Source organism: Amycolatopsis echigonensis (assembly GCF_014174495.1).
Lineage (GTDB): Bacteria > Actinomycetota > Actinomycetes > Mycobacteriales > Pseudonocardiaceae > Amycolatopsis > Amycolatopsis echigonensis.
The window spans coordinates 38,183-63,371 of the sequence record NZ_JACJHR010000018.1; the positions used below are offsets into that span (position 1 = coordinate 38,183).

Below are 25,189 nucleotides of genomic sequence, written 5' to 3' on the forward strand. Positions count from 1 at the left end.
GGCCCGAAGCAAACCCCGACGCGAACCCCGAAGCGAAACCCGAAGCACCGCCCCGCGAACCCGGCGCGACCGCCGTCGCCGCCGAACCGCGGATGCGCCGGTCCTGGGCCGACGCCGGGATCATCGGCGCGTACCTGGCGTTCTCGGTGCTCTTGTTCGGCGGCCTGTGGGCCGATCTCGGCCAGGGCTATTTGTGGAACAGCGCTTCGGACCAGAACCTGTGGGAATGGTTCTTCGCGGTCACCGCGAAATCGGTGCAGCACCTGGAAAACCCGCTCACCAGCGGCCTCCAGAACTACCCGCTCGGCGTGAACATGATGGCCAACACGGCCATGCTCGGCGTCGGCATCCCGCTCACCCCGGTCACGCTCGCCTTCGGCCCCACCGCCACCTGGGCGATCGTGCTCACCGGCAGCCTCGCCGGCAGCGCGGCGGCCTGGTACTGGGTGTTCTCGCGGCACCTCGTGCGGCACCGGGTGTCCGCGGCGATCGGCGGCGCGTTCGCCGGTTTCGCACCGCCGATGATCTCGCACGCCAACGCGCATCCGAACTTCGTCGCGTGGTTCCTGCTGCCGTTCATCGCGCTCAAGGTGATCCAGCTGGCCCAGGGCAAGCGCCCGGTGCGCAACGGGATCTGGCTCGGCGTGCTCACCGCGTACCAGATTTTCCTCGGCGAAGAGCCGCTGCTGATCTTCGCGCTCGGCTTCCTGATCTTCGCGGTCGCGTACTGCGCTTCGCGGCCTCGCGAGGTCAAGGCGATGGTGCGGCCGGTGCTCCTCGGCGGCGGCATCGCGGTCGCGCTGACCCTGGTGGTCGTCGCTTTCCCGTTGTGGTGGCAGTTCTTCGGCCCGGACAGCTACACCGGGCTGGAACACGGCCAGGTCGGCAACGACACCGCTGCGATGACCCGGTTCGCGACCCAGTCGGTGTCCGGGCAGCCGGAGGCGGCGGCCGCGGTGTCGCTGAACCGCACCGAGGAGAACGCGTTCTTCGGCTGGCCGCTGATCGTGCTGATGGTCGTGATCACGGTGTGGCTGCGGCGCGAGGTCGTGGCCCGGTCGCTGGCGATCTCGATGTTCCTGATGGCCTGGCTTTCGCTCGGCTCCGAAATCACCGTGCTGCACGAGAACACCGGCATCCCCGGTCCGTGGAAACTGCTGGCGGACCTGCCGTTGTTCGAATCGCTGCTGGAATCGCGGCTGGCGATGGCGTGCGTGCCCGCGATCGGCGCGCTGCTGGCGATCGCGACCGACCGGGTGTTCACCGCCGCGGAGAAGGGCGAGCTGAAGCTGCCGGCGCGGCTGATCTGGCTCGGCGCGGTCGCGGCCGTGCTGCTGCCGATCGCGCCGACCCAGCTGCTCGTGCAGAAACGCCCGCCGACGCCCGCGTTCTTCGCCGATGGCACCTGGCAGACCTACGTCGCGCCCGGCGGCACCGTCGTGCCGGTGCCGCTGCCGAGTTCTGGGGAGTCAGAGCCGCTGCACTGGCAGATGGACGCCGGCCTGCGGTACGCGATGCCCGAGGGCTACTTCGTCGGCCCCCAAGGCCCGAACGACAAACGCGGCCGCTACGGCTCGTACCAGCGCCCGACCTCGACGCTGTTCGACCGCGTCCGCGACTCCCACCAGGCGCAGGAGGTCACCGACGCCGACCGGAACCAGGCGATCGAGGACCTGCGCTACTGGAACGCCAGCGTGCTCGTGCTGATCCCGCGCGAGCACAGCGACGCCTACCGCGCCACCGTCGACCTCTTGCTGCGCAAACCCGGGCAGTATGTGGACGGCGTGTGGATCTGGGACGTGCGGCCGATCACCGGGCATCGCTGAGGCTGTCACATCCCGCGCGGCTGTCCCGTTCCTCCTGTCGAACCACTCAGAAGGAGGACCCGACATGCCTCGTATCCCGGTCAAACGAGCCAGTGACGGCGGCCCGGTGCTCAAGCTCTTCTACCGGATCGCCGGGAAGCGGTACGGCGCGGTGCCGGAGCCGACGGCCGTCGTGGCGCACCACCGCGGGCTGCTGCGGACCACCATCGCGCACGAGATGATGGCGGAGAAGGCGTCGAAGCACCTGCCCGCCAACGTGCGCGAACTCGCCGTGTACCGCGTCGCGACGCGGATCGGCTGCTCGTGGTGCGTCGACTTCGGCACCATGCTGCAGCGGCACGACGGTCTCGACATCGACCGGCTCAAGCACATCGACGAGTACGAGACGTCGCCGCTCTTCACCCGGCAGGAGCGGCTGGCGCTGGCGCTGGCGGACGCGATGTCCGGCCCGACCGTGACGGTCACCGACGAGCAGATCGCCGAGCTCGTCGCCGAATTCGGCGAGAAGGGCGTGGTCGAGCTGACCTATCAGATCGGCCTGGAGAACTCGCGGGCGCGGATGAACAGCGCGCTCGGCATCGTCGACCAGGGCTTCACCTCGGGCGACGCCTGCCGGGTCCCGATTCCGTGACCTCGGGAAGGTCCGTGAAGGACTCCTTGAGGGAATCAGATTCCCTCAAGGAGTCCTTCACGGACTACTGCTCCGGCCGGGTGATCCGGGTCAGCTTCTCGGGGTTGACCTGGTCGTAGACACCGACGATGCGGCCGTCGCGCACACTGAACGTCTGCACGCGCTCGTCGAGGGCGAGGTAGCCGTCGACGGCGGGCAGCTGCGGCATCCACAGTCCGAGGTCGCCGTTGACGAGCACCGGCCGCCCGTTCTCCATCGTGCCCGGCGCGTACTTCGCCAGCACCCCGAGCACGAAGCGGGCGACCTTGTCCGGCCCGACGATCATCCGGCGGCTGGTGCGCGAATGGCCGTTGGAGTCGCCGATCATCACCACGTCCGGGTGCAGCAGTTCGGTGACCGCGCGGATGTCGCCCGCCAGCAGCGCCACCACGAACTTCTCCAGCACCGGCTGCTGCTGCGCCAGTTCGATCCGGGCGGGCGGATCGGCGTCCTCGACCGCGCGGCGGCCGCGGGAGGCGTGCTGGCGCGCGGCGGCCGCGCTGCAGCCCAGGACGTCGGCGATCTCGGCGAACGGCACCGCGAACGCGTCGTGCAGCACGAATGCCACGCGCTGCTCGGGCGTGAGCCGGTCGAGCACCACCATCGCGGCCATGCGCAGGCCGTCGTCGCGCACCGCGGCCTCGAGCGGATCCTCGCTCGCCGGCGCGCCGAGGGGCGTCACGATCGGTTCGGGCAGCCATTCGCCCACGTACTTCTCGCGCCGCACCGCCGCCGACCGCAGCCGGTCGAGGCAGATCCGGCCGACCACCGCGGTCAGCCAGCCGCGCAGGTCGCGGATCCCGGCGCGGCCCGCGTCGTCCAGTCCGGCCAGCCGCAGCCAGGCCTCCTGCGTCGCGTCTTCGGCGTCCGCGCGGGTGCCGGTGAGCCGGTAGGCAGCGGCGATGAGGTGCGGCCGGTGCGCGTCGAACTCGGCGGCGAGGTCCTCCAGCGCGGTCGTGGTGCTCATGTCCCGAGTGTGCCGCACGGCGCGGCGGGAGGGAGAACTATTGTGGTTGCCGTGGCAGGACGGATTCGGGAGAGCGATATCGCGGAGGTGCGTGAGCGCAACCGGATCGACGAGGTCGTGGGGGAGTACGTCGCGCTGCGCCGTGCCGGCGGGGGCAGCCTGAAGGGCCTGTGCCCGTTCCACAACGAGAAGACCCCGTCGTTCAACGTGCGCCCCACTCACGGGACCTTCCACTGCTTCGGCTGTGGCGAGGGCGGCGACGTCATCAAGTTCATTCAGAAGATCGACCTCGTGTCGTTCGTGGAGGCGGTCGAGCGGCTCGCCGACCGGGTCGGGATCCGGCTGACCTACGAGGGCGGCGGCGCGTCGGTGCAGCGCGACCGGGGCACCCGGTCCCGGCTGATCGAGGCGCACCGGGCGGCGGCCGAGTTCTACCTCGAGCAGCTGGGCACCGAGGAGGCGCGACCGGCCCGGGACTTCCTGACCGAACGCGGTTTCGACGCCGCGGCCGCCAAGCAGTTCGGCTGCGGGTTCGCGCCCGGCGGCTGGGACAAGCTCACCAAGCACCTGCTGGGCCGCGGGTTCGAGGTGAAGGAGCTGATCGCGTCCGGCCTGTCGAAGGAGGGCCAGCGCGGCCCGATGGACCGGTTCCACCGGCGGCTGGTGTGGCCGATCCGCGACCTCGGCAACGACGTGGTCGGCTTCGGCGCGCGGCGGCTGTTCGACGACGACCGGATCTCGGCGAAATACCTCAACACCTCCGAAACGCAGATCTACAAGAAGTCGCAGGTGCTGTTCGGCCTCGACCTGGCCAAGCGGGAGATCGCGCACCGGCACCAGGTCGTGGTGGTCGAGGGCTACACCGACGTGATGGCGATGCACGCGGCGGGCGTGCCGACGGCGGTCGCGTCCTCGGGCACCGCGTTCGGCGAGGACCACATGAAGGTCCTGCGCCGGCTGATGATGGACGACGACGCCTTCCGCGGCGAAGTGATCTTCACCTTCGACGGCGACGAGGCGGGCCAGAAGGCGGCGCTCAAGGCGTTCGAGGGCGACCAGACGTTCGCCGGGCAGACCTACATCGCGGTCGCGCCGGACGGGATGGACCCGTGCGAGCTGCGCATCGCGAAGGGCGACGCCGCGGTGCGCGACCTCGTGGCCCGGCGCACGCCGCTGTTCGAGTTCGTGATCAAGAGCATGCTGAAGCAGTTCGACCTGGATTCGGTCGACGGCCAGGTCGCCGCGCTGCAGAAGACCGTGCCGATGGTCGCCGCGATCAAGGACCGGGCCAGCCGGGACGGGTACGCGTCGAAGCTCGCCTGGTGGGTCGGCTGGCAGGACGTCGCGCAGGTGGTCAACCGGGTGCGCGGCGCGGCCGGAGCGGCGGCGCGGCGCGGCCCGGTCGAACCGCAGCAGCGGCGGTCGGCGGCCCGGCAGGAGGCCCCGGCGCCCCAGCCGGAGAAGCAGGACCTGCCGCGTCCCGCGCCGAACGACCCGCGGTTCCTGGCGCAGCGAGAGGCGCTCAAAGCCGCGCTGCAGCAGCCCGCGATCGCCGGTCCGGAGTACGACTCGCTGCCGGAGGAGGCGTTCACGCACCCGGTGTACGTCGCGGTGCACCTGGCCGTGCTGAAGGCGGGCGGGGCGGCGTCCGGGCTCACCGGGCCCGCGCTGCTGGACGCCGCGTCGGCGCACTGTCCGGAAGGGACGGTCCGCCGCGTGCTCAGCGAACTGGCGGTGGAACCGTTGCGCGCCTTGGGAGAAGTGGACTCGCGCTACATCTCCGGCGTGCTCGCGAGCGTGCAGGAGAACCTCGTCGGCAGGCAGATCGGCGAGATCAAGTCGAAGCTGCAGCGGCTGTCGCCGGTCGAGGCCCCGGACGACTACCGGGCCCTCTTCGGCGACCTGGTCGCGCTGGAGCAGTACCGGAAGTCGCTGCGCGAGCAGGCGGCGAGCGGGTGGGAGTGACGTGGGACTGCTGAGCCGGTTCTTCGGCCGGGGACTGCCCGAGCGGTTCCCCGGCGAGCTGGCCGAGGGCGAGGAGCCGGTCGCGGCCGCCGCGGTCGAGTCCGGCGGGCACCTGGTCGTGACGTCGCTGGGCCTGTGGATCCCGTCCGGAGACGGCGCGCGCCGCGTCGGCTGGCACCTGGTCGGCAAGGCGGCCTGGGACGACGGCGTGTTCACGCTGACCGAATCCGAGGAGACCGGGCGGACCGGCGCGGTCGCGGTACTGGCCGACCGCGAGCCGGTGCGGTTCCGGCTGCCGCAGCCCGGGAAGGTGCCGCAGCAGGTGCGGCTGCGCGTCGACGGCTCGGTGCGGGGACGGCACCGGCACGAGTTCCCCGAGGGCGGCGCGTGGTTCGTCCAGCGCAAGGTCCCCGGCCGCGACGGCGTGGAACTGCAGGTCCGCCCGGATCCCGGCACCGACCCGGCGCTCGTCGAGGCGGTCGCGGCGGAGGTCGCGGAGAAGCTGGCCAACCGCGCGGACTAGCAGTACGCTCGTAATCAGTACGGCTGTACTGTTTACTGGGGAGGCTGCTCATGTGGGATCCGGCGAAGTACCTCGACTACTCCGACCTGCGCGGTCGGCCGTTCTACGACCTGATCGGGCGCATCTCGGCGGCTTCGCCCCGCCGGGTGGTGGACCTGGGCTGCGGCCCCGGCACCTTGACCCTGGATCTGGCGCGCCGCTGGCCCGACGCGGTCTTGGAGGCGATGGACAGCTCGCCGGAAATGGTCGCCGCGGCCCGGGAGCGCGGGGTGGCCGCCGAGGTCGGCGACGTCCGGACGTGGACGCCGAAACCGGACACCGACGTGGTCGTCTCGAACGCGGTCCTGCAGTGGGTGCCCGGACACGAGGACCTGCTGCGCCGCTGGGTCTCGGAACTCCCCGCCGGAGCGGTGCTGGCGGTGCAGGTCCCCGGCAACTTCTCCGCCCCTTCGCACGCCATCACCCGGCAGCTGGCGGCCTCTCCGGCCTGGGCTTCACGGCTGTCCTCGGTCACGCTGCGTGCCGAAGACGCGGTCGGCGAACCCCGCGACTACGCGAATCTGCTCGCCGACGCAGGGTGCCTGGTCGACGCCTGGGAAACCACCTACGTGCAACGACTGTCCGGCCCGCGCGCGGTCTTGGAATGGATCACCGGAACCGCGCTCCGCCCCATCCGCGCGGCCCTGACCGACGAGGACTGGGCCGCCTTCCAAGACGACTTGGCCCCGCTGCTGGACGAGGCCTACCCGCCGCGCCCGGACGGCACGACCTGGTTCGAATTCCGGCGGATCTTCTTCGTCGCGAGCATCCCCGGCTGATGCCGTACTGGAACACGAACGTCGCCCGCCATCCGGGCGTCCTCCGTGCCGTGCCCGCCGGATGCGCGACCGCGCTGGACGTCGGCTGCGGAGACGGCCTTCTGGTGCGGAAACTGGCCGAGGCGGTGCCGGACGTCACCGGGATCGACAAGTCGCCGGAGATGGTCGCTCAGGCGCGTTCGCTGTCCGGCGACACCTTCGTCGAGGGAGATTTTCTCTCCGCTGACCTCGGCACGTACGACTTCATCTGCTCGGTGGCCACCATCCACCACCTGGACTTCGAAGCGGCCCTCGCGCGGATGCGCGACCTGCTGCACCCGGGCGGGGTACTGGTGGTCGTCGGCCTTGCCCGCGACGCGAGCGTGACGGACTGGGCGGCGACGATCGCGGCCGCGCCTGTCGTGCGGATCGTGAAGACGGTTCGCCGCGCGCGTGGCCCGGAGGGCATGCCGGCGATGCAGCCGCGGATGAACTACCGCGAGGTGCGCACAGCAGCGCGGCGGTTGCTGCCAGGAGCGCGGTATCGCAGACACGTGCTGCGGCGATACTCGCTCACCTGGCAGAAACCGGCCTGAGCTGGGGTTTCTCAGCCGTTCCGGCGCCCGAACCGCTCGCCGAGCTTGGCCCGCGCCACCCCGGCGGCGCCCTGGACCATCGGATGGTCGGCCAGTTTGCGGTAGGTGCGCACGATCTGCTCGTACCGTCCCCGGCCGGCCTTGGTGCCCAGCACGTACCCCAGGCCCACGCCCAGCAGGAACTTCTTCATCGGCGGCCACACCTCTCGTCAGCAGGACTTCCGACTGTCCATTGTCCAACACAACCGCCCTCCGTGCGGCGGCCGCCGAAAACCCACCCCCCTGTGCGAGGGCGGAACGGCATGGGCTAAAGTTCTTCCCGTCAGCCCGGAGAGATCCGGACCGGCGGAGCACGATCCCCTGTAGCTCAACTGGCAGAGCATTCGGCTGTTAACCGGAGGGTTCTTGGTTCGAGTCCAAGCGGGGGAGCCAAAGCCCAGGTCATAGACCTGGGCTTTTTTGTTACCTGTGAGTAGGGGCGATTTAGTGTCGATTTTGACGGTCGTCCAGTTGATCGGCTATCGGGTCGTCGGCGGCGCGCTGCGGTAGTCGGGGCAGTTCGGGGCACGGGGCGGACGCTGTGTTGGCCGCTGTCGCTCCTGGCGTGACCTGCCGAGTTCGATATGTCTATTCGTTGCTCGACGCGTGGCATGCAATGCGTGCGGCGGTTTCGACTTGCTGGTTGAGCCCTGGAGCCGCACCCGGGGTGAGCGGGCATGTCGCTGTAGCGTGCGTGTTTCCGACTCGTCGCTTCGCGGTTCGGGCCTGGAGGCGTCGGGCTGGCAACGGACGAGTTGATCTGTGGGACTGCGGACGAAACGTCGCAGCTGTCTGGACGAGCGATTGCCAGAGACGTGATGAAGCCGTGGCTGGTGCGCGCAACACGAGGCATGCTCATATTGTTCGCTCGCGGTGCCGACGCGTCGTCCAGTGCGACTGTGGTGGCGCCGGAGGAGGGGGTGGCGCGCCGTTGCCGTCCGGTGGAGCCTGACCGCAGGAGCTTACGGCGCATTCGCGCCGTAAACCCCGCGGGTTCGCGAACCGAGTGCTGTCGGGGAAATCGTCCTGGTGCTTTAGACGGTATCGCGTTCATCCACTTCTTCCCGCTGGCAATCGGTGCACTGGCCGACGCAGGCGGGCCGCGGGCCGAGATGGCCGTTATGCATCAGCCAGCTCAGCTGGCACTGGCGTGGCTGCTGCTCAAACGCTCGCCGGTGATGCTGCCGATTATCAGCACCGGGGGGCACGAGCTTCTTATGACCCCACCGTGGTCTTGGGGTTCGCGAGAGCTGCGACGGCATTTTCCGAGTGAATCGCACTGGGACGAAATGGGCGCGTTTGTTCCGAGGCTTTTCTCGTCCGAGGATTGCGCTTAAGTCGATCACGAAGTGGCCGTCCTCGGAATGTCGGCGACTCCTGTCGTCCACGACTTGCGCGAAGCCCGCAGCCTGCTCGAAATGGTCGAGGGCCGCAAACTCGTGCAGCCGGGGGACCAGCTTCGCTACGTCCGGCGCGCCAAAGGCGAAGTGCATACGGCCCGGGTGCTCGAGGACGACCAGTTGAAACTGGCGGACGGAACCCGCCACCGCACTCCGCCGGCTGCGGTTCGGGCGGCGTGTGACGGGAAAGTCAGCGAGGGCTGGCGGACATGGCGGCGGGTCAAGGACGGTCGCACGCTCCTGGAGCTGTGCGAAGACGCCAACGCGGGCCGGGAGATTCAGCCGTAGCGCTTCGGCCGAGATCGTCAGCGCGGAACAGGGACGCGCTCATGCCGAGGCCCCGCGACAGCAGGGCCTACGGCTTTGCTCTCACTGATCTTGCGGAGGTGCAAGAAACAGTGCAGCGGCGACGAACAGGGTGCAGAGTTCGCCGGGAGCGGATCAAGACGCTGGACGGGTGGCTCCCGCGTAGCCGTCTCCCGTGTGTCGGTAGACGTCGATTTGCACGGGCTGGCCGAAGCCGGGGGCGTTGAGCATTTCCCGTGTCCTATGTAGACCGACGTGCCGGATGCGGATGCGCTGGCCGTAGCAGACGAGTTCGCCCGGTTCCTGGGTGCTCTATTCCTCCGCTCGGTCGCATGTCGCTGACTCTTACGGCGGCCTCGTTGCGGCTAGACAACGTCCGATGGGATCGAGTGGGGATGGCGGCGTCGTTGTGGGTAGATCGTCTTGAGGTAGCCCTGTTCACACGGTCTGGCCTACAGCCCCTCGACGCCGCTCGACGATGCGGCCGTGTCGCTGGCCGAGATCCGGCCCGACGACGATGAGGCGTCTCCCGGGTCGATCATGCTGTGCGGCGCGCACCTGCTGGACCAGGCACGCCCGCATCTCCTGATCAACGAGTTGCCCGACGTGATCCACCTGTCCGCGCGTGCCGGACGGCACCCAGCACTGCGTGCGACATTGGATCTGCTCGACATGGAACCGGAACTCGCTCGCCCGGGCTCGGAGGCGATGCTGCCCGCTCTGCTGGACCTCCTTCTCCTGCACGTCCTGCGGGCATGGCCCGACGAGCAGGTCACCGACACCGCCGCCGGCTGGGTCGCTGCCCTCCACGATCCTGCAGTCGCCGCGGCGCTGAGCGGCCGACCCTCACCGCGCGGCTCCTGCGCGATGCCGACACACCACTGGCCCTATGCCCGAACCGTCGGCTACACCTCGGAATTCGCCTTCGCGCACGCCTTCAAGCGCCAGTACGGGCGGCCGCCCGGCCGATTCCGGCGTTGGGGCGGACAGGCGATCACGGCATCAGATCGATCCACGGCGGGTGTGTCACCGGTCAGTTCGCAAACGGACGTCAGCAGCATGCCTCGCCGTCACTGGACAACGCCCGCGTCCGTCTTCTGCCAGCCCGATGCCCACAACTGGTCGGGTGTCGAGGTTCCCCGGAAGATCATGGCGGAGCGCTGGGCGAACTCGGCGAACGAGGTGGGCCGGATGTGGAGCTGTTCGAACACCTCGACAGCGACCTGGGACTCCGGCCCGCCGTCCCGGCGGAGGCGGAACAGGTCATCGAGGTCGTCGGCGAAGCGGGGCGGGAGCCCGGCCTCGACAAGTCGCCGGCGCTTGTCCTCGGGCGGGATGTCGACGTACCGGATCGGGTTGCCGACAACGGACGTCAGAACCGCGCAGATCTCCGGCATCGTCAGCGCGTCCGGCCCGGTCATTTCGTAGATCGCCGATCGGTGGCCGCCCCCGGTCGCGGTCGCGTAGGCGACCTTGGCGATGTCCTCGATGTCGATCGGCGCCAGCCGGGTGTCGCCCAGCGGTTGCGCGAACGTCCCGTCGGCCAGCATCGTCGGGATCTCGCGATAGTAGACCTGCATGAACTGGCTGGGGCGGAGAATCGTCCAGCCGACGTCGGCTGCCTGAAGACGTCGCTCGATCTGCGCGTGATAACGCCCGAAACGAAAGGGCGAGTGCGGATCGGCGCCCATCCCGGACACCTTCACGATGTGGTTGACGCCGACGGTGACGGCCGCGTCGACGAGGTTGCACTGCGCCTCGACCATCCGGTCATCGGCGCCGGAGATCAGGATGACCGTGTCGATCCCGTCCAGCGCCGCCGCGAGAGTGCCCGGCACGAGCAGGTCGGCCTCGACGGTCTCGATGCCGGGCGCGGCGGCAAAGGCCCGGCTCTTGGCGGGGTTGCGCAGGAGGACACGCGCGGGCCGGCCCTGGCGGACGAACTCGCGGACTACAGCCGAGCCGGTCAGCCCGGTCGCGCCAGTAATGAGTATCACCGATTACTCCTTCGTCGATGGGGGGCCGTCGCATCGGGCCCTCACCCTTGTAGACGAAGTGCGTTGACAGAATTGACCGCCCGTCGGGAATCCGTTCAGGCAGCCGGGTGTTGCCCGTGACGTGACCACGACCACGACCAGCTGGAACGAGATCCACGCACGACACCGGTCCGAACTACTGGGCTACTGCTACCGGATGCTCGGGTCTCCTTTCGACGCCGAGGAAGCCGTTCAGGAGACGATGCTGCGCGCGTGGCGCGGCCACGATGCGTTCGCCGGCACCTCGTCACTGCGGGTGTGGCTGTTCCGGATCGCGACCAACGTGTGCCTGGACATGCTCAGGCAGCGGCCCCGGCGAGAACACCCGATCGACGTCACCGGCGCTGGGGACGCCGGCTCGCCGCTCGGCCAGCCAGACGACCGCAGATGGATCGCACCCGCGCCCGACCGCTGGCTCCTCCCACCCGGCACCGACCCGCTCGAGACCGCCGTCCTGCACGATTCGGTCCGCCTCGCCTTTGTCGCCGCCCTGCACTGCCTCTCACCCACACAGCGCGCCGCACTCATCCTGCGCGACGTCCTGAAGCTCAGCGCGCAGGAGACCGCCGCCCTCCTCGGCATCACCGTCGCCGCCGCAAACGGGCTGTTGCGACGGGCTCGTCACCGCCTCGCGAACAAACCGGCTCAACTGATGCCGCCGGTCGACCTCACCGACGAACAACACGCTCTGCTCGAGCGCTTCGTCGACGCGTTCGAGCGGTACGACATCCCGGCCCTGACCGCGCTGCTCCACGACGACGCGACGCTGTCCATGCCGCCGTACGGACTCTGGCTGGCGGGCCGAGCCCAGATCGAGCGGTGGTTCCTCCGCGAACCCAACCCGTGCCGCGCCGCCAGGGCCATACCGGTCAAAGCCAACTGCTCACCAGCCTTCGCGATCTACCACGCCGATGACCGACAGAAGTCCCTGCGCGCCTTCGCCGTCCAAATCGTCACCGTCAGGGACGACCGCATCGCCGCGATCGACGTCCACATCGGACCACGGCTGTTCGGCCTGTTCGAACTCCCGGCCGAACTCGCTGGCGCCAACGCGTTCCTGGTGGATGACAGCGATTCGCTGCGGTAGTTTCGACAGATGGATCTGGGGGCCGGTCTTGACCGCGACGAGGATTTACGAAGATATCGGCGAACTCGGAATTGGCATCTCGGTACCTGCCTTGTCTTGACGATTGCGAGTGGTGTGGTCGTCGGCGGTGTGGTCGTCGGCTTGGCCGACGGCAGTGCGTCGCCGGGCGAGGTGAACGTCATCGGTGGCGCGGCGGTGTTGTTCGTGCTGCTTGCCCTGCCGGCTGTCTTCACGGCGGTCAAGGCCGCGTACTGGAACAGACTAGCCAAAGAACGGTTGCGGGAAACAGCGACCGCGACGGCGACTGGCAGGACCGCTCCGCCTGCGAGGACCTGGGTGCCGCCCGGTCCGGGCGAAACCGCCTACCGTGACCTGGATCTGACCGCGCAGGTGTCCCGGCTGGGGGTGCCGGCCTGGCGGGCAATCGGGACCACGGTGGTGTTCCTCGTGCTGCTGGCGGGCGGAATCGTGGAAGGTGTCAGGAGTTCGGCTAGTGGGCAAGAGCTGCTGGATTCCGGTGTCCGGGTCACCGCCAGGGTGTACTTCGTGACCGAGCCGTCCAAAGGCAGTTGGACGATCGATGTGACCTACCCCGTGGGCGACGCGTGGCGGACGGCCGAGATCAGGCTCGAAACGAAGCGCGACTTCGAGCTGGGGCAGGAGGTGCCGGTCATCTATGACCCTGAGGATCCTGGGCGGGTTCGCACCCCGGAGGACGAGAACACCAGCGACGTACAGCTGTCGCTGTTCGTCGAACCGCTGCTGGCAGGACTGGGCGGGGTTCCGTTCGCGGCGTGGGCCGCGGTGGGTTGGGTCCGAAGGCATCGGGCAGTGCGGCGCACCGGCTGGCATCCCGCTTCGGTCCTGGTAACCCCGACCGGACAGATATTCGCAACCTACTTCCAGGGCGGCAAGATCGAACTCGGGGGCGTTCTGTCGACCCGCCGGGCGACGCGCTTCGCACACGGGGAACGGCAGCGGGCCTGGGTCGGCGGCGAAGCCTCGACAATGGTCGTGCTGTTTCCCCGGGAAGGCGGCAAACGTCCGTACGCGGTCCCTGTGCAAGCGGAGACCCCACTTTCGCCACCTCGCCGATCCTCACGCCGCCGTCGGTCTCGAGGCACATCGAGAACTGACAAAGAAAAACGGGGTCCGGGATGATTCGCCGTTCTCTTCGATTGTCTATTTTGGACACGCTCCACAGGTAGGTGGTAGTGGTGCGGAGGCAGAACGCCTTTCCGGCCGCGATCTAGCAATTTCGTCTCCTGACCTGGGGGTTTCACGTGTCGGACCTGTTCGCGACGTCGGACTGCTGCGGTGCCGAGCCGAACAGTTCCAGGCACTTGCCCGGCCAGCCGTACCGTGCATCAGTGATGAACTCGCAGAGAATTCAGGCGTTGCGGGCCGTCGACGGCGACACGATGAACGCCTCGACCTCGGCCGGCTCCCACCGCGCAGCCCGTTCCATGGCGTTGCCACCACCACAACATCGTTGAGTTTTGTCCAATCGAACTTGAGATTCCCAGATGGACAGTACAAAGTGGATTGATGATCTCCTGTCGGTCTGCCTCCGACTGACCAGCGTGTCCCGGGGCAACGTCCTCGAATTGGACCTGCACACCGGTGAAATCGTCCGTCGCATCGAAACCGGTGGCGGCCCCAACGGGCTGGCCGAGGACGAGGACGGCCAGGTGTGGGTCGCCCAGAACGGCGGATCGGTGCGTCCCAGCAAGTCCGCGCGGCCGGTCGCGCCGGACCTGCAGACGCTGCACGGGGACACCGCCGAGGATGCTGCCGTTCCCGGGCTCCGCGCGCCCAACGACCTCGTGTGCGGGCCGGACGGACGGATCTGGTTCACCGACCCGGGCAGCCCGCACGAGGAAGGCCCCGGCCTGGTCTACGCGTACCACGACCGCAGCACGCGGCTCGAGCCGGTGGCTGGGGGGATCGACTTCCCCAACGGGCTCGCCTTCGACCTCGACGGCACGCAGTTGTTCGCCGCCACCAGGGAACGACGCGTGCTGCGATACACCTGGGACGGGCAGGAACTGCGGCCAGGCGGTGTGCTCGCCGATGTTCCCGGCGGGCCGGACGGGCTGGCCTTCGACACCGCCCAGCGCCTCTACGCCGCGCTGCCCGAGGCGGACCAGGTCGCCGTGATCCATCCCGACGGCACGCTCGGCGCGCCGATCCGCTTCCCCCGCGGCACTTTCCCGACCAACCTGTGTTTCGCGGGCCCCGAGCGGGACACACTGGTCGTCACGGCGGCCAGGGGCGGCCGGGTACTCGCACTCGACGGCGTCGGGACCGGTCCGCAGACGCTTGTGGTCGCCAGGAGGCGAACCGGCGGGGGCTGAAGCCAGCCTCCAGCGCGGGTCTTGAAGCCGCTTGTCCTGCGTGATCGGCGGGGAACGGATCCGCCGCCCGGTCGCGTGAAGCACGGCGTTGCCGATCGACCGAATGGTGGGCCTGACGGGTTCGAGATCATTTCGGTTGAGCAGCGGTGTTCGTGCTGGCAGGCGGCCCCGTGTGCCGGTGCACCGGACAGCAGTTCATTGCGGACGGGCCGCGGCCGCGCCCGGAACCGTTGCCCGCTCATGCCGCCGCCAGCCATCGCGATGCCCAGAACCGCCTTTGGTCCGGAGTTGCCTGTCGGTCAGCACGGTGCTGCTGGCAGCGTCGTGCGCACCAGACAGATGAGGGCCCGCGGCGCATCCGCTATGGATTGTCCGCCGTCGATGGGTCGATGATGCGTGCCTGCGCTGGGGCTTCGTGGCGGTGATCGGAAGCTGTTGTCGGCGTTGTTGGGATCCTCGACGGCGCGTGCCGGTCTGGCGCGGCTCGGTGGGACCGGTGCGTCCCGTGTCCTGATCGCCTCGCCCAGCGCCGTCAGATGGGGGCGCGGCCCCAGGTGACGGCATCGCGGACCGCGGCGGGGAGCTTGTCGACGACTGCCTGGTCGAGCCGCAGCCCGAGGGCGTCGTTGAAACTCGAGAATGCCAGCCGGAGCACCAAGAACAGTGTCGCGGCGAAGATCTGGTCATCGGTGAAGCCGGCGCGGCGGAGGTCGTCGACGTCGGCGGAGGTGGTCGCGTTCGGGTCTCGTACGACCTTGCGCGCCCACCCGGCGAGCGCCTTCTCGTCCGGCGGCAGCGCGTCGTCGTCCCCGCGCAGGGCGCTTGCCGGCACGTCGGGGTCGTCCGCCCACTTGGCGTACTTGCCGCCCCACGCGTACGCGCAGGCCGAGTCGCCGAGGGTGGCGGCCATGGCGGTGGTGAGCACCCCGCGCTGGCGAAGCGAGAGGCCGCCGAACTTCGCGGCGCTTCGCTGCAGCGCGAACAGGTCGTCGAACGCGCCCGGCATGCGCGCCCAGAGCTTGGTCACCGTCCAGACGAAGCCGTCCTCGTCGAGGTCTGCCTGCCGCGACTGCTCGGCGTACTCGCTCGGGGGGTACCAACCGAGGAAGGAGCCGGTGAAGTCACCCTCGTACGATTCGGGCACCTCCACGGGGCGCCTCGCGGTGAATCCCGCGACGTTGATCTTCGCCCGCAGCGGCAGACCGTCGCGGACGTGCCCGGCCGCGAGTTCCACGCACCTCCGGTGGAATTCCTCCGCGCCGACCTGCTCGATCGCTTCGTAGGCCGGCCCGGTCGAGGCCAGCGCACGCGCGAACTGCTCGGGATCGGCGAACTCCCATACGAACGGGATGTCGAGGCGCTCGATGTCAGCGAAGCCGGCGTCCGCGAGCAGCCGCTCGCCGACGCCGGGTCTGCCCATCTGATTCATGTCAGCCTGGTTCCGGACCTGCGGCTCCGCGGCAAGGGTGAACGGGCTCAGCGACCAGGCTCCGGGCGAAGCCTTGATGTGCCCCCACACGGTCATGCCGAATCGGCCGCCCGGCTTGAGCACGCGCAGTGCCTCGGCCATCGCGTTCGGAGTGGTGGCCCAGATGCCGCGAAAGCTCGTCACCACGTCGAAGCTCGCGCTGTCCCAGGGCAGCTCGTTCATGTCTCCGACGCGGACGTCGCCGTCAGGGTTCCGGTCGCGCGCCACCGCGACCAGTCTCGGCGAGGCGTCGATGCCGGCGACCTGGGCGCCGCGCAGCGAGGCGAGTTCGAGCGCCAGCCCGGCGCCGCAGGCGAGGTCCAGCAGGCGGTCGCCGACGGCCACCCCCAGAGCATGGTGCAGTCCGACGTATTCGCGGACGTTCGACGGTTCGGACAGCGTCGCGAAATCCGCGGCCAGCCGCCCCCACCCGGCGTCTACTGCTTCCCATTGCTTCATGCCGCTCATAGTTGACGCTGCGGCGTCAACGCACAAGGGAGGCGGGTTGCCGTCGGTCGCATCGCTCAACCCGTGTTGATCGAACCGACTAGACGATTGAGTCCTCAAACGGATCTTCGGGTGCGTTGTTGCCTTGGGCGCGGACGGAGGTGGTTTATGACGAACAGCCTGGACGCCCTCTGGACCGCACTGTGCGTGCACCTGGAAGGCGTCGGCCTTGGGGTGGACGCGTGATCGTCGGCGCGGCCGTAAGTTTCGGCTGTCGGGTGCGGAGCTGTTGTATGCGGCCTCGCGGGAAGGAGTTCTGTCGGCGTCTTCTCCGGCAGTCCCGGTTGCACTGGTCAGCGCCAGAGGTCGGCCGCGGCGCGGGCGTAGTCGGCGAAGGAGACTGGCGGCCGGCCGGTGATGCGCTGGACGTCGTCGGTCACGGCGGCGGCCGAGTCGTTGCGGATGCCTTCGTACATGGTGGCGTAGAAATCGGCGACCCGACCAGGCGTGCCGCCGCCGAGCATGGCTTCGCGGAATGCGTCCGGGTCCATCGCTTGATACCGCACGGGCTTTCCGGCGGCATCGCCCACGATCGCGGCCATGTCTGAAAAGGACAGTGAATCAGGTCCGGTGAGCGAGTACGTCTTGTGCTGGTGGCCGTCTTGGGTCAGGGCGACCGCGGCCGCGGCGGCGATGTCCTCGACGGAGATCGGCGCGACCCGGCCGTCGCCCGCGGGGACCGCGACGACACCGGTGCGGATGCCCCGCACGATCGCGGGGTGTTCGGAGAAGTTCTCGGCGAAGACGTTGGGGCGCAGAATCGTCGCGGGCACCGGCCCGGTTTCGAGGAATCGCTCCACCCGGTGCAGCGGGAAGTCCTCACCGCACAGATGCGCCGTCGCGGCGGACAGGTGGACCACTCTGCGCACCCCGGCGGCCTTGGCGTCGTCCAGCAGCGCCGCGACCTGCGTCGTGGGGTCGGAGCTGGTCGGCAACCACTGGTAGACCGCGTCCACGCCTTCCAGCGCGGGCGGGTAGGTCGCCGGGTCGCTCCAGTCGAAGCGGACCGGCGTCACCGGACCCTCCGGGCACCTCGGGGTTCGGCTCGGCACCCGGATCGCGTGTCCCCGCTCGGCCAGCAACGACACCACCCGGCCTCCGGTGCGGCCGGTCGCGCCGAGAACAAGAACTGTGGCAGACACGCGTTCCTCACACGGTAGGGTCGAATCGGCAACCACAGCACCATATGAACGGGTTATCGACGCACGCCATGACAGCTCTCGACAGATTCATATCCGATCGGCGCCGTGCCAGAGCGAATCGGGTATAGCGGGTGACGGCGAAAGCAGCCGGTCGTGAGCGCGACCAGGTGGCCGACGTCGTGGGCCACGTCGTCGCCGCCCTCCGCCGCGGCGGCGTTGTCTACGGAAGGGCGCTGGTGCGCGCCCCCTGGGGCATCGCGTTCGAGTCGCGGTCGATCGCCACCATCTACGTCGTGATCGCCGGTTCCCTCGTGCTCGTCCCCGACGGCGGACAGCCTCTGCATCTCGCCCAGGGTGATGTCGCGTTGCTGCCGTCCGGTGCCGGACACGTTGTCGCCGACACCCCAGGCCGGCCGGCTCCCACGGTGCGAGAGCTGTTCGGCGCCGACCTGGAGGAGCTGTCGTCCACCGATCTCGTCATCGACGGCGACGGTCCCGAGACCGTTCTGGTCTGCGGCGCGTACCTGGTCGAACGGACGCCGCAGCACCCGTTCATCGCCTCCTTGCCCGACGTCGTGCATGTCACGGCGGGCCAGATGCGCGGCACCAGCCTCGCCGCCGCCGTGCACTTGCTCACCACCGAGGTCGACCACGCCGGCCGCGGCACGCCCGCCGTGGTGGCTTCGCTGCTCGACCTGCTGTTCACCTACACTTTGCGGTCCTGGTTCCTTGACCAGCCTGATCAGCCGGCCGGGTGGGCCCGCGCGCTCCACGACCCCGCGGTGGGCCCCGCGCTCGCGCTCTTGCACGACGACCCCGGCAGACCCTGGACCGTGGAGGCGCTCGCGCGCGCCGTCGGCGTCCCGCGTGCCCGGTTCAGTCGCCGCTTCACGTCGACGACCGGGCACACGCCGATGGAATACCTCGGTATCTGGCGGATGACCGTGGCCGCCCGCCTGCTGCGCGAGGGCCAAGCCCCGCTGCGCCAGATCGCCCGGAAGGTGGGTTACGACTCGGAATTCGCGTTCGCTCGTGCTTTCAAACGGGTCGTCGGTCACGCTCCCGGTCGTTATCGGGCGATGCACCATAGCCAGGAGGATTCCGCTGATACGCGGCAGTGACCCGTGGTTGCCTTCGCGGATCGGCCAACGGTGCCTCACCAAAATCGGGGAACCAACGGCACCGACGCTACGGATTCACCGCCTGGGGGTTTTGAAAGAAACCGCGCGCTCGGAGCTGGTCACGGTGCGAGGGTTTGCAGGGCCGACGGGGCGTTGTAGCAGCGAGGGGAGCCGACTGGGCCGCTGGGCACCGGGATCCGGGTGCTGCCGATCGCGGCGGTCGCGCCGCACACCTGCACCGGCAGCAGGCTCGTGCCGGGACGTCCGGGCTCGCCGCCGTTGTCGCATTCCCGTGCGGACGCGGGGCCGCCGACCACGGGCACGCTGTATCCGCATACCTGCACGGGCGCGGCCGAGATGTTCGGATTTCCGCCGTCCGCGTTGGCGCACCGGCCCGACGACGCGGAGCCGCCGATCGTGCCGATCGGCGCGCTGCTGCCGCAGATCTGCAGCGGTACTCCGTTCACGTTGGCGGCCGAAGCGGGCGACTGCGCGAGCAGGAGTCCCGCGGCGGCGCTCCCGAGGGTTAGTGCGAGGGCGGTGACTGCGCGTTTCATGGCAATCCCTTTCTGCCGGGTGCGGGGCGGCCCGAATCGGTGGAAATACTCGGGCCGCCCGCGCCCGCTGTGGGTGTGTGTCAGTTGACCGAAGCGTTCGTGCAGTCGCCGCTCTTCGCGGGCGATCCCGCGAGCACGCCGCCGCCGACAATCGGCGTGTTCGAGCCGCAAATCTGCCACGGCAGCACATTCGCGTTGGTCCCGGAGGGCGTGTACGCATTCCGGCAATTCCCGGAGGTCGCGCCCGAGCCGGCTCCCAGCAACCCGCCCACGATCGGCGTGTTCGAACCGCAGATCTGCCACGGAGCGCCGTTGAGATTGTTATTTCCGGGCGGGGTCGGAAGCGTCGCCGCCGACGCGGTGCCCCCGCCGAACGCGAACATGCCCGCGGCCGCCGCGGCGATCGCACCTGCCGCCGCCAATTTCCTGATCTGCATGATTGTCCTTTCCCTGCTGGTGAATTCAAGGCAATTCTCCGGTGCGGGGACCAGTGCAACCGAGTGTTGGTTATGCGACAGGAATGGGCAACCATTCGGACGCGAACGGGGTCACCCCGGCGGCGGCTCGATACCCGTCATAGCGCCGCCGTCGATATTCGAAGCCGCTGAATCGCTCGCCTGGGTATTCTCTCCCGGCCGCGAGACACCCGGGGTAGCCCGCGAAGAAGCGCGTCGGCAGTTTCATGCGGAGTGGCATCGGTGACGACCGGCTGTGCTGGCAGCCGCTTCCGCTGCCGCGCGGCGCCCGTGACGGTCCATCCGGCAGCGATCATCCGGGCTTCCCGGCTGGTGCCCGTCCGTCTCGTCGACGGCTCAGCTCGCCGCGCGGTGACGGAAGAGTCACGTGGGCTTTGTGACGCGGGTGGGATTCCGCCGACGCCGCGTGTCGCGCCCACGCGGATCGCGTCGCGTCGGAGAGTCTGTGCCGGCTGGCGTCCCGGACGGGCAGGGACGCCTCCGGCAGGAAGGGAAAAGCGTGCGGAATAAGGGTTTTCGTCCGGCTAGGGCGGTTCGTCTGGCTGGTGTCGTCGCGGCGGGGGTGCTGGCGTGCGCCGCGTGCACGTCGAGCCATAGCTCAGGCCACCAGGCCGCGGGCGGCGAATCGCCGAGCCTGGCCGGCGACCATGCGGGCCTGGCCGCCGGGAACTCCTCGACCCCGGTGCCGGGCACGGGCTCGTGTCGTCTGGGCAGCCGCAACGGGCAGCCGGTCCCGGATCCGGCCTGCACGCCCGGGGCGGTGAATCCGCAGGTGAACCAGGCGGACATCGGGTCCACGGTGTGCAAGAGCGGCTGGACCAAGACCGTGCGGCCTCCGACGTCCAAGACCAACAGCATGAAGGCGGCCACGGCGAAGGCTTACAGCCTCCAGCCGGGTGCGACCGGCGAGTACGACCATCTCGTCTCGCTCGAGCTCGGGGGCGCGCCGGACGACCCGCGCAATCTGTGGGTCGAGCCGGGGAAGATCCCCAACCCGAAGGACGCGGTCGAGAACAAGCTCAAGGACGCCGTCTGCAGCGGCCTGATTCCGTTGACCACCGCGCAGACCGCGATCGCGCATTCCTGGACCACCGCGTTCGACGACGCCGGGTTGCGCGTCAACGGCGGAACCGTGTGCCTGCGCGCCGACCCCCACAAATGTGTCAAAGGGCAGCGGGGAGACGACACCGGCGAGTAGTCGCTGCCTGCCGGGTTCCCCCGGAACCGTCCGGATCCGGGGGAACCGGTCCCGTTCAGGAACGTCGAGCTTCCCGGCCGGGAGGCCAACCGCCGGAGTTCCAGTGAAGGCGCCGTCAACGCGCGGACGGATCTTCGACTGGAACTCCGCCGGTCGCCTGGTCCGGCGTGAGCAGCTCCGAGGTGGAGGCGAGAGGTGCCGAACCCGGCAGGGCGCGGCCGGCTGGCTCCTTCAGGGACAGCGTGGCCAGGAGTCCGATCACGCCGGCTCCGATCAGGTAGTAGCCCGGCCAGTCCAGGTTGCCGGTGCCGGTCACCGCGACACCGATGACAGTCGGGGCGGTGCCGGCGAACGCGGAGACGAAGATGTTGAAGATGATCGACAGGCTGCCGTAGCGGATGAAGGTCGGGAACAGAGCGGGCAAAGTGGACGGTGTCACGGCGGCGAAGCACAGCAGGGTGAAGCCCATGATGAACAGACCGGCGACCTGTCCGGCCAGACCGTGGCGCAGCAGCCAGACCGAGGGAAGGCCGGCGACGACGAGCAAGAGACTGCCGGTGAGCAGGATCGGTTTGCGGCCGATGCGGTCGCTCAGCTTGCCGACGAAGAGGATCACGGCGAGCATCGCGATCATGACGATCACCTGCAGCGTGCTCGACACCGACTCGCTGGTGCCGGTCACGCCGTGGCTGGGGAGCGTGCCGGTGAGGTAGGTCGGCACGTAGTTCGTCAGCACGTAGTTGGTGACGTTCCAGGCGATGACGAGACCGCCCGCGATCCAGGCCTCCGACCGGTGTTTCGTGAGCAGGACGCGGAACATCCGGCGCAGCGACATGGTGGCCATGGCCGGCGACCGGCGCATCAGCTGGCGGAACGCCGGAGTCTCTTCGAGCCGCAGCCGGAGGTAGATCCCGACCGCGCCGACCGGGAGCGCGATCATGAACGGGATCCGCCAGCCCCACGCCAGCAGGTCGTCCTGCGGCAGCACGGTGATCAGCAGGGCGCTGATCCCTGCGCCGAGCGTGTAGCCGACCAGGGTGCCGAATTCCAGCCAGCTGCCGAAGAAGCCGCGGCGGCGGTCCGGGGCGTACTCGGCGACCAGGGTGAGCGCTCCGGCGTATTCGCCGCCGGCGGAGAAGCCTTGCAGCATCCGGATGAACAGCACGATCAGCGGCGCGGCGATCCCGATCGTGCCGTAGCTGGGCACGAGCCCGAGCAGAAGCGTGGCGCCCGCCATCAGGAGGACGGTCGCGGACAGCACCCGGGTGCGGCCGATCCGGTCGCCGAGCGGGCCCAGGATGAACCCGCCGAGCGGGCGGACCAGGAACGCCGCGGCGAACGTGGCGAGTGTGAGCACCGGCGCCCAGCTTCCTGCTTCGGGGAAGAAAACCCGGTCCAGCGCGATGGCGGCGAGATAGGAATAAATGCCGAAGTCGTACCATTCGGCGACATTGCCGACCGCGGCGGCCATCGAGGCTCGGCGGATCGTTTTCTCGTCTTCGATCGCGATCGCGCCGACGGTCCCTCCGGGGCCCTCCGGTGCCGCGGTCACCGCGTTTCCTCCGTTCGGCCGGTCATGGATTCGGGCGGCGTGCAGCGGCAGGGATTCATGATCGTCCTTGAGTCATGAGGCGGCTGATATATCTATTGACGCTATTAGGTGTGTCACGGCTGGTCAAGGGCGTCCGCGAAGCGTCCATTGAGGACAGTGGGGTTACCGGCGGGTTCGGATCAGGCGTCCGCGAAGCGGTGGAGGCGCTCGAGGATCTCTTCGGCGCCGTCGGCGAGAATTCGCGCGACCTCGCGGAAATCCCTGGGGCGCAAGGATGTTTTTCCGGCTGACACGCTGAGCGCGCCGACGATCCGGCCGCCTGGTCCGCGCACCGCGACGGCGACCGAGTTGAGGTCCGGTTCGAGTTCCCCGCTCGTCGCCGCCCAGCCGCGGTCGCGCGTCCGGTTCAGATCGGCGAGCAGCACGCCGGGTGCGGTGATGGTGTGCGGGGTGAAGCGTTCGCGCGGCCGCTCGAGCATTTCGCCGAGTTCTTCGAAGCCGAAACTGGCGAGCAGGACTTTCCCGCTCGCGGTCGCGTGCAGCGGCGCGCGCAGGCCGATCCAGTTGCGTTCCGTCTCCGGCTCTTGGACGACGGCGGTGACGCCGTCTGCTTCCCGGACGCTCAGGCTCACGGTGCCGCGGAGTTCGGCGGCGAGGCGGACGCAGACCGGGCGGCTTTCGCGCGCGATGTCCAGTTGCGTGGCAGTCGCCCCGGCGAGCCGGACGATCCCGAAGCCGAGCCGGTACCGGCCCCGGTTCCCGGTCTGCTCGACGAGCCGGAACCGTTCGAGCGCCGACATCATCCGCGACGCGGTCGACTTGTGCACGCCTATTTCGCGGGCCAGATCGGTCAGTCGGGACGGCCCGTTCCGGGCCAGCAGCACCAGGATCGACAGTGCTCTTTCGACGGCCTGGGTGGTCGAGCGCGGCTCGGTGTTGTTCATTGCGCAACTCCTCGTCCGGGTGGGCGAAGCAGGAAATCCATCGTTGACGGATGGGGGCGGCTGCCTCATCGTGTGTTGCGGATAGTGTCACGCGTTCCGCAATACGCAACAGGAGTCGAGCGATGATCTGTGCCGGCGCGGTGTCCGACCTCCCCGACGGAGAGTCCGTCCGGATCGAGGCCGAGGTCCCGATCGCGGTCTTCAACGTCGAGGGCGAGTTCTACGCGATCGACGACACGTGCACCCATCAGGACGCGTCCCTTTCGGACGGCTGGGTCGAGGGGTGCGCGGTCGAATGTCCTTTGCACGCAGCGTGTTTCGACTTGCGGACCGGTGTGCCGAGCGGGCCGCCGGCGCGCCGGCCGGTGCGGACCCACGAGGTGGTCGTGTCCGACGGCCTGCTCTATGTGAACGTGCCCGCCACCGCGCCGGCCGCCGGAACGCTCGTGGCCGAGGCCGTCTGATGCGTGCGGTGACCATCGTCGGCGCCTCGCTCGCCGGTCTCAGCGCGGCGAGGGCGTTGCGGGACAAGGGGTTCGAAGGACGGCTCGTCGTCGTCGGGGACGAACCGCACGCCCCGTACGACCGGCCGCCGCTGTCGAAGGAATTCCTCGCCGGCACCGCCTCCGAGGCCGACCTGGCGCTGGCGACTCCGGAAGACGAGTCGCTTGCAGCGGAGTGGCGGCTCGGCTGCCGGGCCGTTTCGCTCGACGCCGCCGAGCGGGCGGTCGTTCTCGAGGGCGGCGAGCGCATCGTCTCGGACGGCGTCGTCGTGGCGACCGGGGCACGGGCGCGCGAACTGCCGGGCCCGGTGCCCGACGGAGTCCACACTCTCCGGACGTTCGACGACGCGCTCGCCTTGCGCAAGGCGCTGGTTCCCGGTGCCCGGCTCGTGGTCATCGGCGCCGGCTTCATTGGCTCGGAGGTGGCGTCGACCGCAGCCGCGCTCGGCGTCGAGGTCGATGTGGTCGAGGCCGCCCCGGTCCCGCTGGAGAAGCCGCTGGGCGCGGAGATGGGCGCGGTGTGCGCCCGGCTCCACGCCACCCGGGGCGTCCGGCTGCGCACCGGTGCCGGTCTGGCCGAGGTGACGGGGTCTCCGCAGGCGACCGGCGTCCGGCTGACCGATGGCACCGAGTTGCCGGCGGACGTGGTGCTCCTCGGCATCGGTGCGGCACCCCAGGTGGAGTGGCTCGCCGGCTCCGGACTCGAGCTCGACGACGGGGTGGTCACCGACGCCCGCGGCGCTACCTCCGTCCCCGGCGTGTTCGCGGTCGGCGACTGCGCGAAGTCGCACCGGACGCTGATCGGTGCGGCGACGCGGCTCGAACACTGGACCAATGCGGTGCAGCAACCGTCCGCCGCGGCCGCCGCCCTCCTCGGTCAGGAGCACACCGCGCCGGCGCATCACGAAGTGCCCTATTTCTGGTCGGATCAGTACGGCCACCGCATCCAGTTCGCCGGGCACCGCGGCCGCGCCGCGCGGGTCGAAGTGGTCGAAGGCGACCCGGACTCCTTCGATTTCCTCGCGCTCTACCGCGATCGGGACGGCGATCCGGTCGCGGTGCTGGCCATCGGCCGGGTCCGCTCGTTCGGGCGCTGGCGCCGGCAGCTGGCCGCCCCGCGCGCGGCACGGCTCTGAACCCCCCGAACTCTTC

The 25,189-nt window shown here is 69.4% G+C and carries 23 protein-coding genes, 1 tRNA gene and 1 pseudogene; 16 read left to right on the forward strand and 9 right to left on the reverse strand.

Going from position 1 to position 25,189, the window contains the following annotated elements:
• The first annotated feature begins 92 nt into the window (after window positions 1-92).
• Window positions 93-1,826 carry a YfhO family protein gene (locus H5411_RS14920; RefSeq protein WP_246368985.1) on the forward strand — a complete coding sequence of 578 codons (1,734 nt, stop codon included), beginning with the start codon at window positions 93-95 and terminating at the stop codon, window positions 1,824-1,826.
• 64 nt (window positions 1,827-1,890) lie between these two features.
• Complete coding sequence (locus tag H5411_RS14925) at window positions 1,891-2,457, forward strand: carboxymuconolactone decarboxylase family protein (RefSeq protein ID WP_101434326.1); 567 nt, start codon at window positions 1,891-1,893, stop codon at window positions 2,455-2,457.
• A 64-nt stretch (window positions 2,458-2,521) separates the two neighbouring features.
• Here H5411_RS14925 and H5411_RS14930 read toward each other — a convergent pair whose 3' ends face one another.
• Window positions 2,522-3,463 (reverse strand): sigma-70 family RNA polymerase sigma factor, encoded by a 942-nt coding sequence (locus H5411_RS14930; RefSeq protein ID WP_183124126.1) that lies wholly within the window; start codon window positions 3,461-3,463, stop codon window positions 2,522-2,524.
• 51 nt (window positions 3,464-3,514) lie between these two features.
• Between H5411_RS14930 and dnaG the strand changes: the two genes are divergently transcribed.
• From dnaG to H5411_RS14950, 4 genes are read left to right on the forward strand one after another with little or no spacing between them, the layout of a single operon-like run.
• The gene (gene dnaG / locus H5411_RS14935) at window positions 3,515-5,428 is read left to right on the forward strand and encodes a DNA primase (protein ID WP_376772147.1); all 1,914 of its coding nucleotides are present in this window, start codon (window positions 3,515-3,517) and stop codon (window positions 5,426-5,428) included.
• 1 nt (window position 5,429) lies between these two features.
• On the forward strand, window positions 5,430-5,951 hold the full coding sequence (locus H5411_RS14940) for a hypothetical protein (protein WP_183124127.1): 522 nt from the start codon (window positions 5,430-5,432) through the stop codon (window positions 5,949-5,951).
• 50 nt (window positions 5,952-6,001) lie between these two features.
• Window positions 6,002-6,769, forward strand: coding sequence for a trans-aconitate 2-methyltransferase (locus H5411_RS14945; RefSeq protein WP_183124128.1), 768 nt, complete (start codon window positions 6,002-6,004; stop codon window positions 6,767-6,769).
• The gene (locus H5411_RS14950; protein WP_183124129.1) at window positions 6,769-7,344 is read left to right on the forward strand and encodes a class I SAM-dependent methyltransferase; all 576 of its coding nucleotides are present in this window, start codon (window positions 6,769-6,771) and stop codon (window positions 7,342-7,344) included. The genes H5411_RS14945 and H5411_RS14950 overlap by 1 nt, the downstream gene beginning before the upstream one ends.
• Window positions 7,345-7,355: 11 nt before the next feature.
• Here H5411_RS14950 and H5411_RS14955 read toward each other — a convergent pair whose 3' ends face one another.
• Window positions 7,356-7,535: a hypothetical protein gene (locus H5411_RS14955; RefSeq protein ID WP_183124130.1), complete on the reverse strand. Its 180-nt coding sequence runs from the start codon at window positions 7,533-7,535 to the stop codon at window positions 7,356-7,358.
• Window positions 7,536-7,700: 165 nt separating this feature from the next.
• On the opposite strand from H5411_RS14955, the gene H5411_RS14960 reads away from it, so the two are divergent.
• The 3 genes and pseudogenes from H5411_RS14960 to H5411_RS49300 all read left to right on the forward strand — a co-directional run.
• Window positions 7,701-7,776, forward strand: a tRNA-Asn gene (locus tag H5411_RS14960).
• Window positions 7,777-8,747: 971 nt separating this feature from the next.
• Complete coding sequence (locus H5411_RS14965) at window positions 8,748-9,071, forward strand: restriction system modified-DNA reader domain-containing protein (protein ID WP_183124131.1); 324 nt, start codon at window positions 8,748-8,750, stop codon at window positions 9,069-9,071.
• 504 nt (window positions 9,072-9,575) lie between these two features.
• Window positions 9,576-9,788, forward strand: a pseudogene (locus H5411_RS49300) (cupin domain-containing protein); the annotation flags it as partial.
• A 371-nt stretch (window positions 9,789-10,159) separates the two neighbouring features.
• Here H5411_RS49300 and H5411_RS14975 read toward each other — a convergent pair.
• The gene (locus H5411_RS14975; protein WP_183124132.1) at window positions 10,160-11,086 is read right to left on the reverse strand and encodes an SDR family oxidoreductase; all 927 of its coding nucleotides are present in this window, start codon (window positions 11,084-11,086) and stop codon (window positions 10,160-10,162) included.
• Window positions 11,087-11,207: 121 nt separating this feature from the next.
• Here H5411_RS14975 and H5411_RS14980 point away from each other — a divergent pair, with 121 nt between their 5' ends.
• The 3 genes from H5411_RS14980 (at window position 11,208) to H5411_RS14990 (ending at window position 14,569) form a co-directional block, all read left to right on the forward strand.
• Window positions 11,208-12,212, forward strand: a complete 1,005-nt coding sequence (locus tag H5411_RS14980) for an RNA polymerase subunit sigma-70 (RefSeq protein WP_183124133.1) — start codon at window positions 11,208-11,210, stop codon at window positions 12,210-12,212.
• Between the two features lie 9 nt (window positions 12,213-12,221).
• Window positions 12,222-13,373 carry a DUF3592 domain-containing protein gene (locus tag H5411_RS14985; RefSeq protein WP_183124134.1) on the forward strand — a complete coding sequence of 384 codons (1,152 nt, stop codon included), beginning with the start codon at window positions 12,222-12,224 and terminating at the stop codon, window positions 13,371-13,373.
• 422 nt (window positions 13,374-13,795) lie between these two features.
• The gene (locus H5411_RS14990) at window positions 13,796-14,569 is read left to right on the forward strand and encodes an SMP-30/gluconolactonase/LRE family protein (protein WP_158242431.1); all 774 of its coding nucleotides are present in this window, start codon (window positions 13,796-13,798) and stop codon (window positions 14,567-14,569) included.
• 532 nt (window positions 14,570-15,101) lie between these two features.
• Here H5411_RS14990 and H5411_RS14995 read toward each other — a convergent pair.
• Both H5411_RS14995 and H5411_RS15000 read right to left on the reverse strand, forming a co-directional pair.
• Complete coding sequence (locus tag H5411_RS14995; protein WP_158242430.1) at window positions 15,102-16,496, reverse strand: methyltransferase domain-containing protein; 1,395 nt, start codon at window positions 16,494-16,496, stop codon at window positions 15,102-15,104.
• Window positions 16,497-16,837: 341 nt separating this feature from the next.
• Window positions 16,838-17,686 (reverse strand): NmrA family NAD(P)-binding protein, encoded by an 849-nt coding sequence (locus H5411_RS15000; protein ID WP_101433919.1) that lies wholly within the window; start codon window positions 17,684-17,686, stop codon window positions 16,838-16,840.
• A gap of 131 nt (window positions 17,687-17,817) precedes the next feature.
• Between H5411_RS15000 and H5411_RS48940 the strand changes: the two genes are divergently transcribed.
• Window positions 17,818-18,807 carry an AraC family transcriptional regulator gene (locus H5411_RS48940; protein WP_101433918.1) on the forward strand — a complete coding sequence of 330 codons (990 nt, stop codon included), beginning with the start codon at window positions 17,818-17,820 and terminating at the stop codon, window positions 18,805-18,807.
• A gap of 119 nt (window positions 18,808-18,926) precedes the next feature.
• Here H5411_RS48940 and H5411_RS15010 read toward each other — a convergent pair whose 3' ends face one another.
• Window positions 18,927-19,364: a hypothetical protein gene (locus tag H5411_RS15010; RefSeq protein ID WP_183124135.1), complete on the reverse strand. Its 438-nt coding sequence runs from the start codon at window positions 19,362-19,364 to the stop codon at window positions 18,927-18,929.
• A gap of 80 nt (window positions 19,365-19,444) precedes the next feature.
• The gene (locus H5411_RS15015) at window positions 19,445-19,801 is read right to left on the reverse strand and encodes a hypothetical protein (protein WP_183124136.1); all 357 of its coding nucleotides are present in this window, start codon (window positions 19,799-19,801) and stop codon (window positions 19,445-19,447) included.
• A 538-nt stretch (window positions 19,802-20,339) separates the two neighbouring features.
• On the opposite strand from H5411_RS15015, the gene H5411_RS15020 reads away from it, so the two are divergent.
• A complete protein-coding gene (locus H5411_RS15020; protein WP_312878278.1) occupies window positions 20,340-21,038 on the forward strand; it encodes a hypothetical protein in 699 nt (232 codons plus the stop codon).
• Window positions 21,039-21,153: 115 nt separating this feature from the next.
• Here the strand turns inward: H5411_RS15020 and H5411_RS15025 are convergent, their stop codons facing one another.
• Together H5411_RS15025 and H5411_RS15030 are read right to left on the reverse strand one after the other, a co-directional pair.
• Window positions 21,154-22,590, reverse strand: a complete 1,437-nt coding sequence (locus H5411_RS15025) for an MFS transporter (RefSeq protein WP_244194460.1) — start codon at window positions 22,588-22,590, stop codon at window positions 21,154-21,156.
• Window positions 22,591-22,769: 179 nt separating this feature from the next.
• Window positions 22,770-23,534, reverse strand: a complete 765-nt coding sequence (locus H5411_RS15030; protein WP_101433915.1) for an IclR family transcriptional regulator — start codon at window positions 23,532-23,534, stop codon at window positions 22,770-22,772.
• Between the two features lie 122 nt (window positions 23,535-23,656).
• Between H5411_RS15030 and H5411_RS15035 the strand changes: the two genes are divergently transcribed.
• A complete protein-coding gene (locus tag H5411_RS15035; RefSeq protein ID WP_101433914.1) occupies window positions 23,657-23,998 on the forward strand; it encodes a bifunctional 3-phenylpropionate/cinnamic acid dioxygenase ferredoxin subunit in 342 nt (113 codons plus the stop codon).
• Window positions 23,998-25,173, forward strand: a complete 1,176-nt coding sequence (locus tag H5411_RS15040; RefSeq protein WP_101433913.1) for an NAD(P)/FAD-dependent oxidoreductase — start codon at window positions 23,998-24,000, stop codon at window positions 25,171-25,173. Before H5411_RS15035 ends, H5411_RS15040 begins: the two co-directional genes overlap by 1 nt.
• The last annotated feature ends 16 nt before the right edge of the window (window positions 25,174-25,189 follow it).

What these genes read in the sequence shown, in the direction of transcription:
- H5411_RS14920 (WP_246368985.1), top strand. Translation starts at nt 93, where the DNA reads ATGCGCCGGTCCTGGGCCGACGCCGGGATCATCGGCGCGTACCTGGCG.
- H5411_RS14925 (WP_101434326.1), top strand. Translation starts at nt 1,891, where the DNA reads ATGCCTCGTATCCCGGTCAAACGAGCCAGTGACGGCGGCCCGGTGCTC.
- H5411_RS14930 (WP_183124126.1), bottom strand. Translation starts at nt 3,463, where the DNA reads ATGAGCACCACGACCGCGCTGGAGGACCTCGCCGCCGAGTTCGACGCG.
- H5411_RS14945 (WP_183124128.1), top strand. Translation starts at nt 6,002, where the DNA reads ATGTGGGATCCGGCGAAGTACCTCGACTACTCCGACCTGCGCGGTCGG.
- H5411_RS14950 (WP_183124129.1), top strand. Translation starts at nt 6,769, where the DNA reads ATGCCGTACTGGAACACGAACGTCGCCCGCCATCCGGGCGTCCTCCGT.
- H5411_RS14955 (WP_183124130.1), bottom strand. Translation starts at nt 7,535, where the DNA reads ATGAAGAAGTTCCTGCTGGGCGTGGGCCTGGGGTACGTGCTGGGCACC.
- H5411_RS14965 (WP_183124131.1), top strand. Translation starts at nt 8,748, where the DNA reads ATGTCGGCGACTCCTGTCGTCCACGACTTGCGCGAAGCCCGCAGCCTG.
- H5411_RS14985 (WP_183124134.1), top strand. Translation starts at nt 12,222, where the DNA reads ATGGATCTGGGGGCCGGTCTTGACCGCGACGAGGATTTACGAAGATAT.
- H5411_RS14995 (WP_158242430.1), bottom strand. Translation starts at nt 16,496, where the DNA reads ATGAAGCAATGGGAAGCAGTAGACGCCGGGTGGGGGCGGCTGGCCGCG.
- H5411_RS15010 (WP_183124135.1), bottom strand. Translation starts at nt 19,364, where the DNA reads ATGAAACGCGCAGTCACCGCCCTCGCACTAACCCTCGGGAGCGCCGCC.
- H5411_RS15015 (WP_183124136.1), bottom strand. Translation starts at nt 19,801, where the DNA reads ATGCAGATCAGGAAATTGGCGGCGGCAGGTGCGATCGCCGCGGCGGCC.
- H5411_RS15030 (WP_101433915.1), bottom strand. Translation starts at nt 23,534, where the DNA reads ATGAACAACACCGAGCCGCGCTCGACCACCCAGGCCGTCGAAAGAGCA.
- H5411_RS15035 (WP_101433914.1), top strand. Translation starts at nt 23,657, where the DNA reads ATGATCTGTGCCGGCGCGGTGTCCGACCTCCCCGACGGAGAGTCCGTC.
- H5411_RS15040 (WP_101433913.1), top strand. Translation starts at nt 23,998, where the DNA reads ATGCGTGCGGTGACCATCGTCGGCGCCTCGCTCGCCGGTCTCAGCGCG.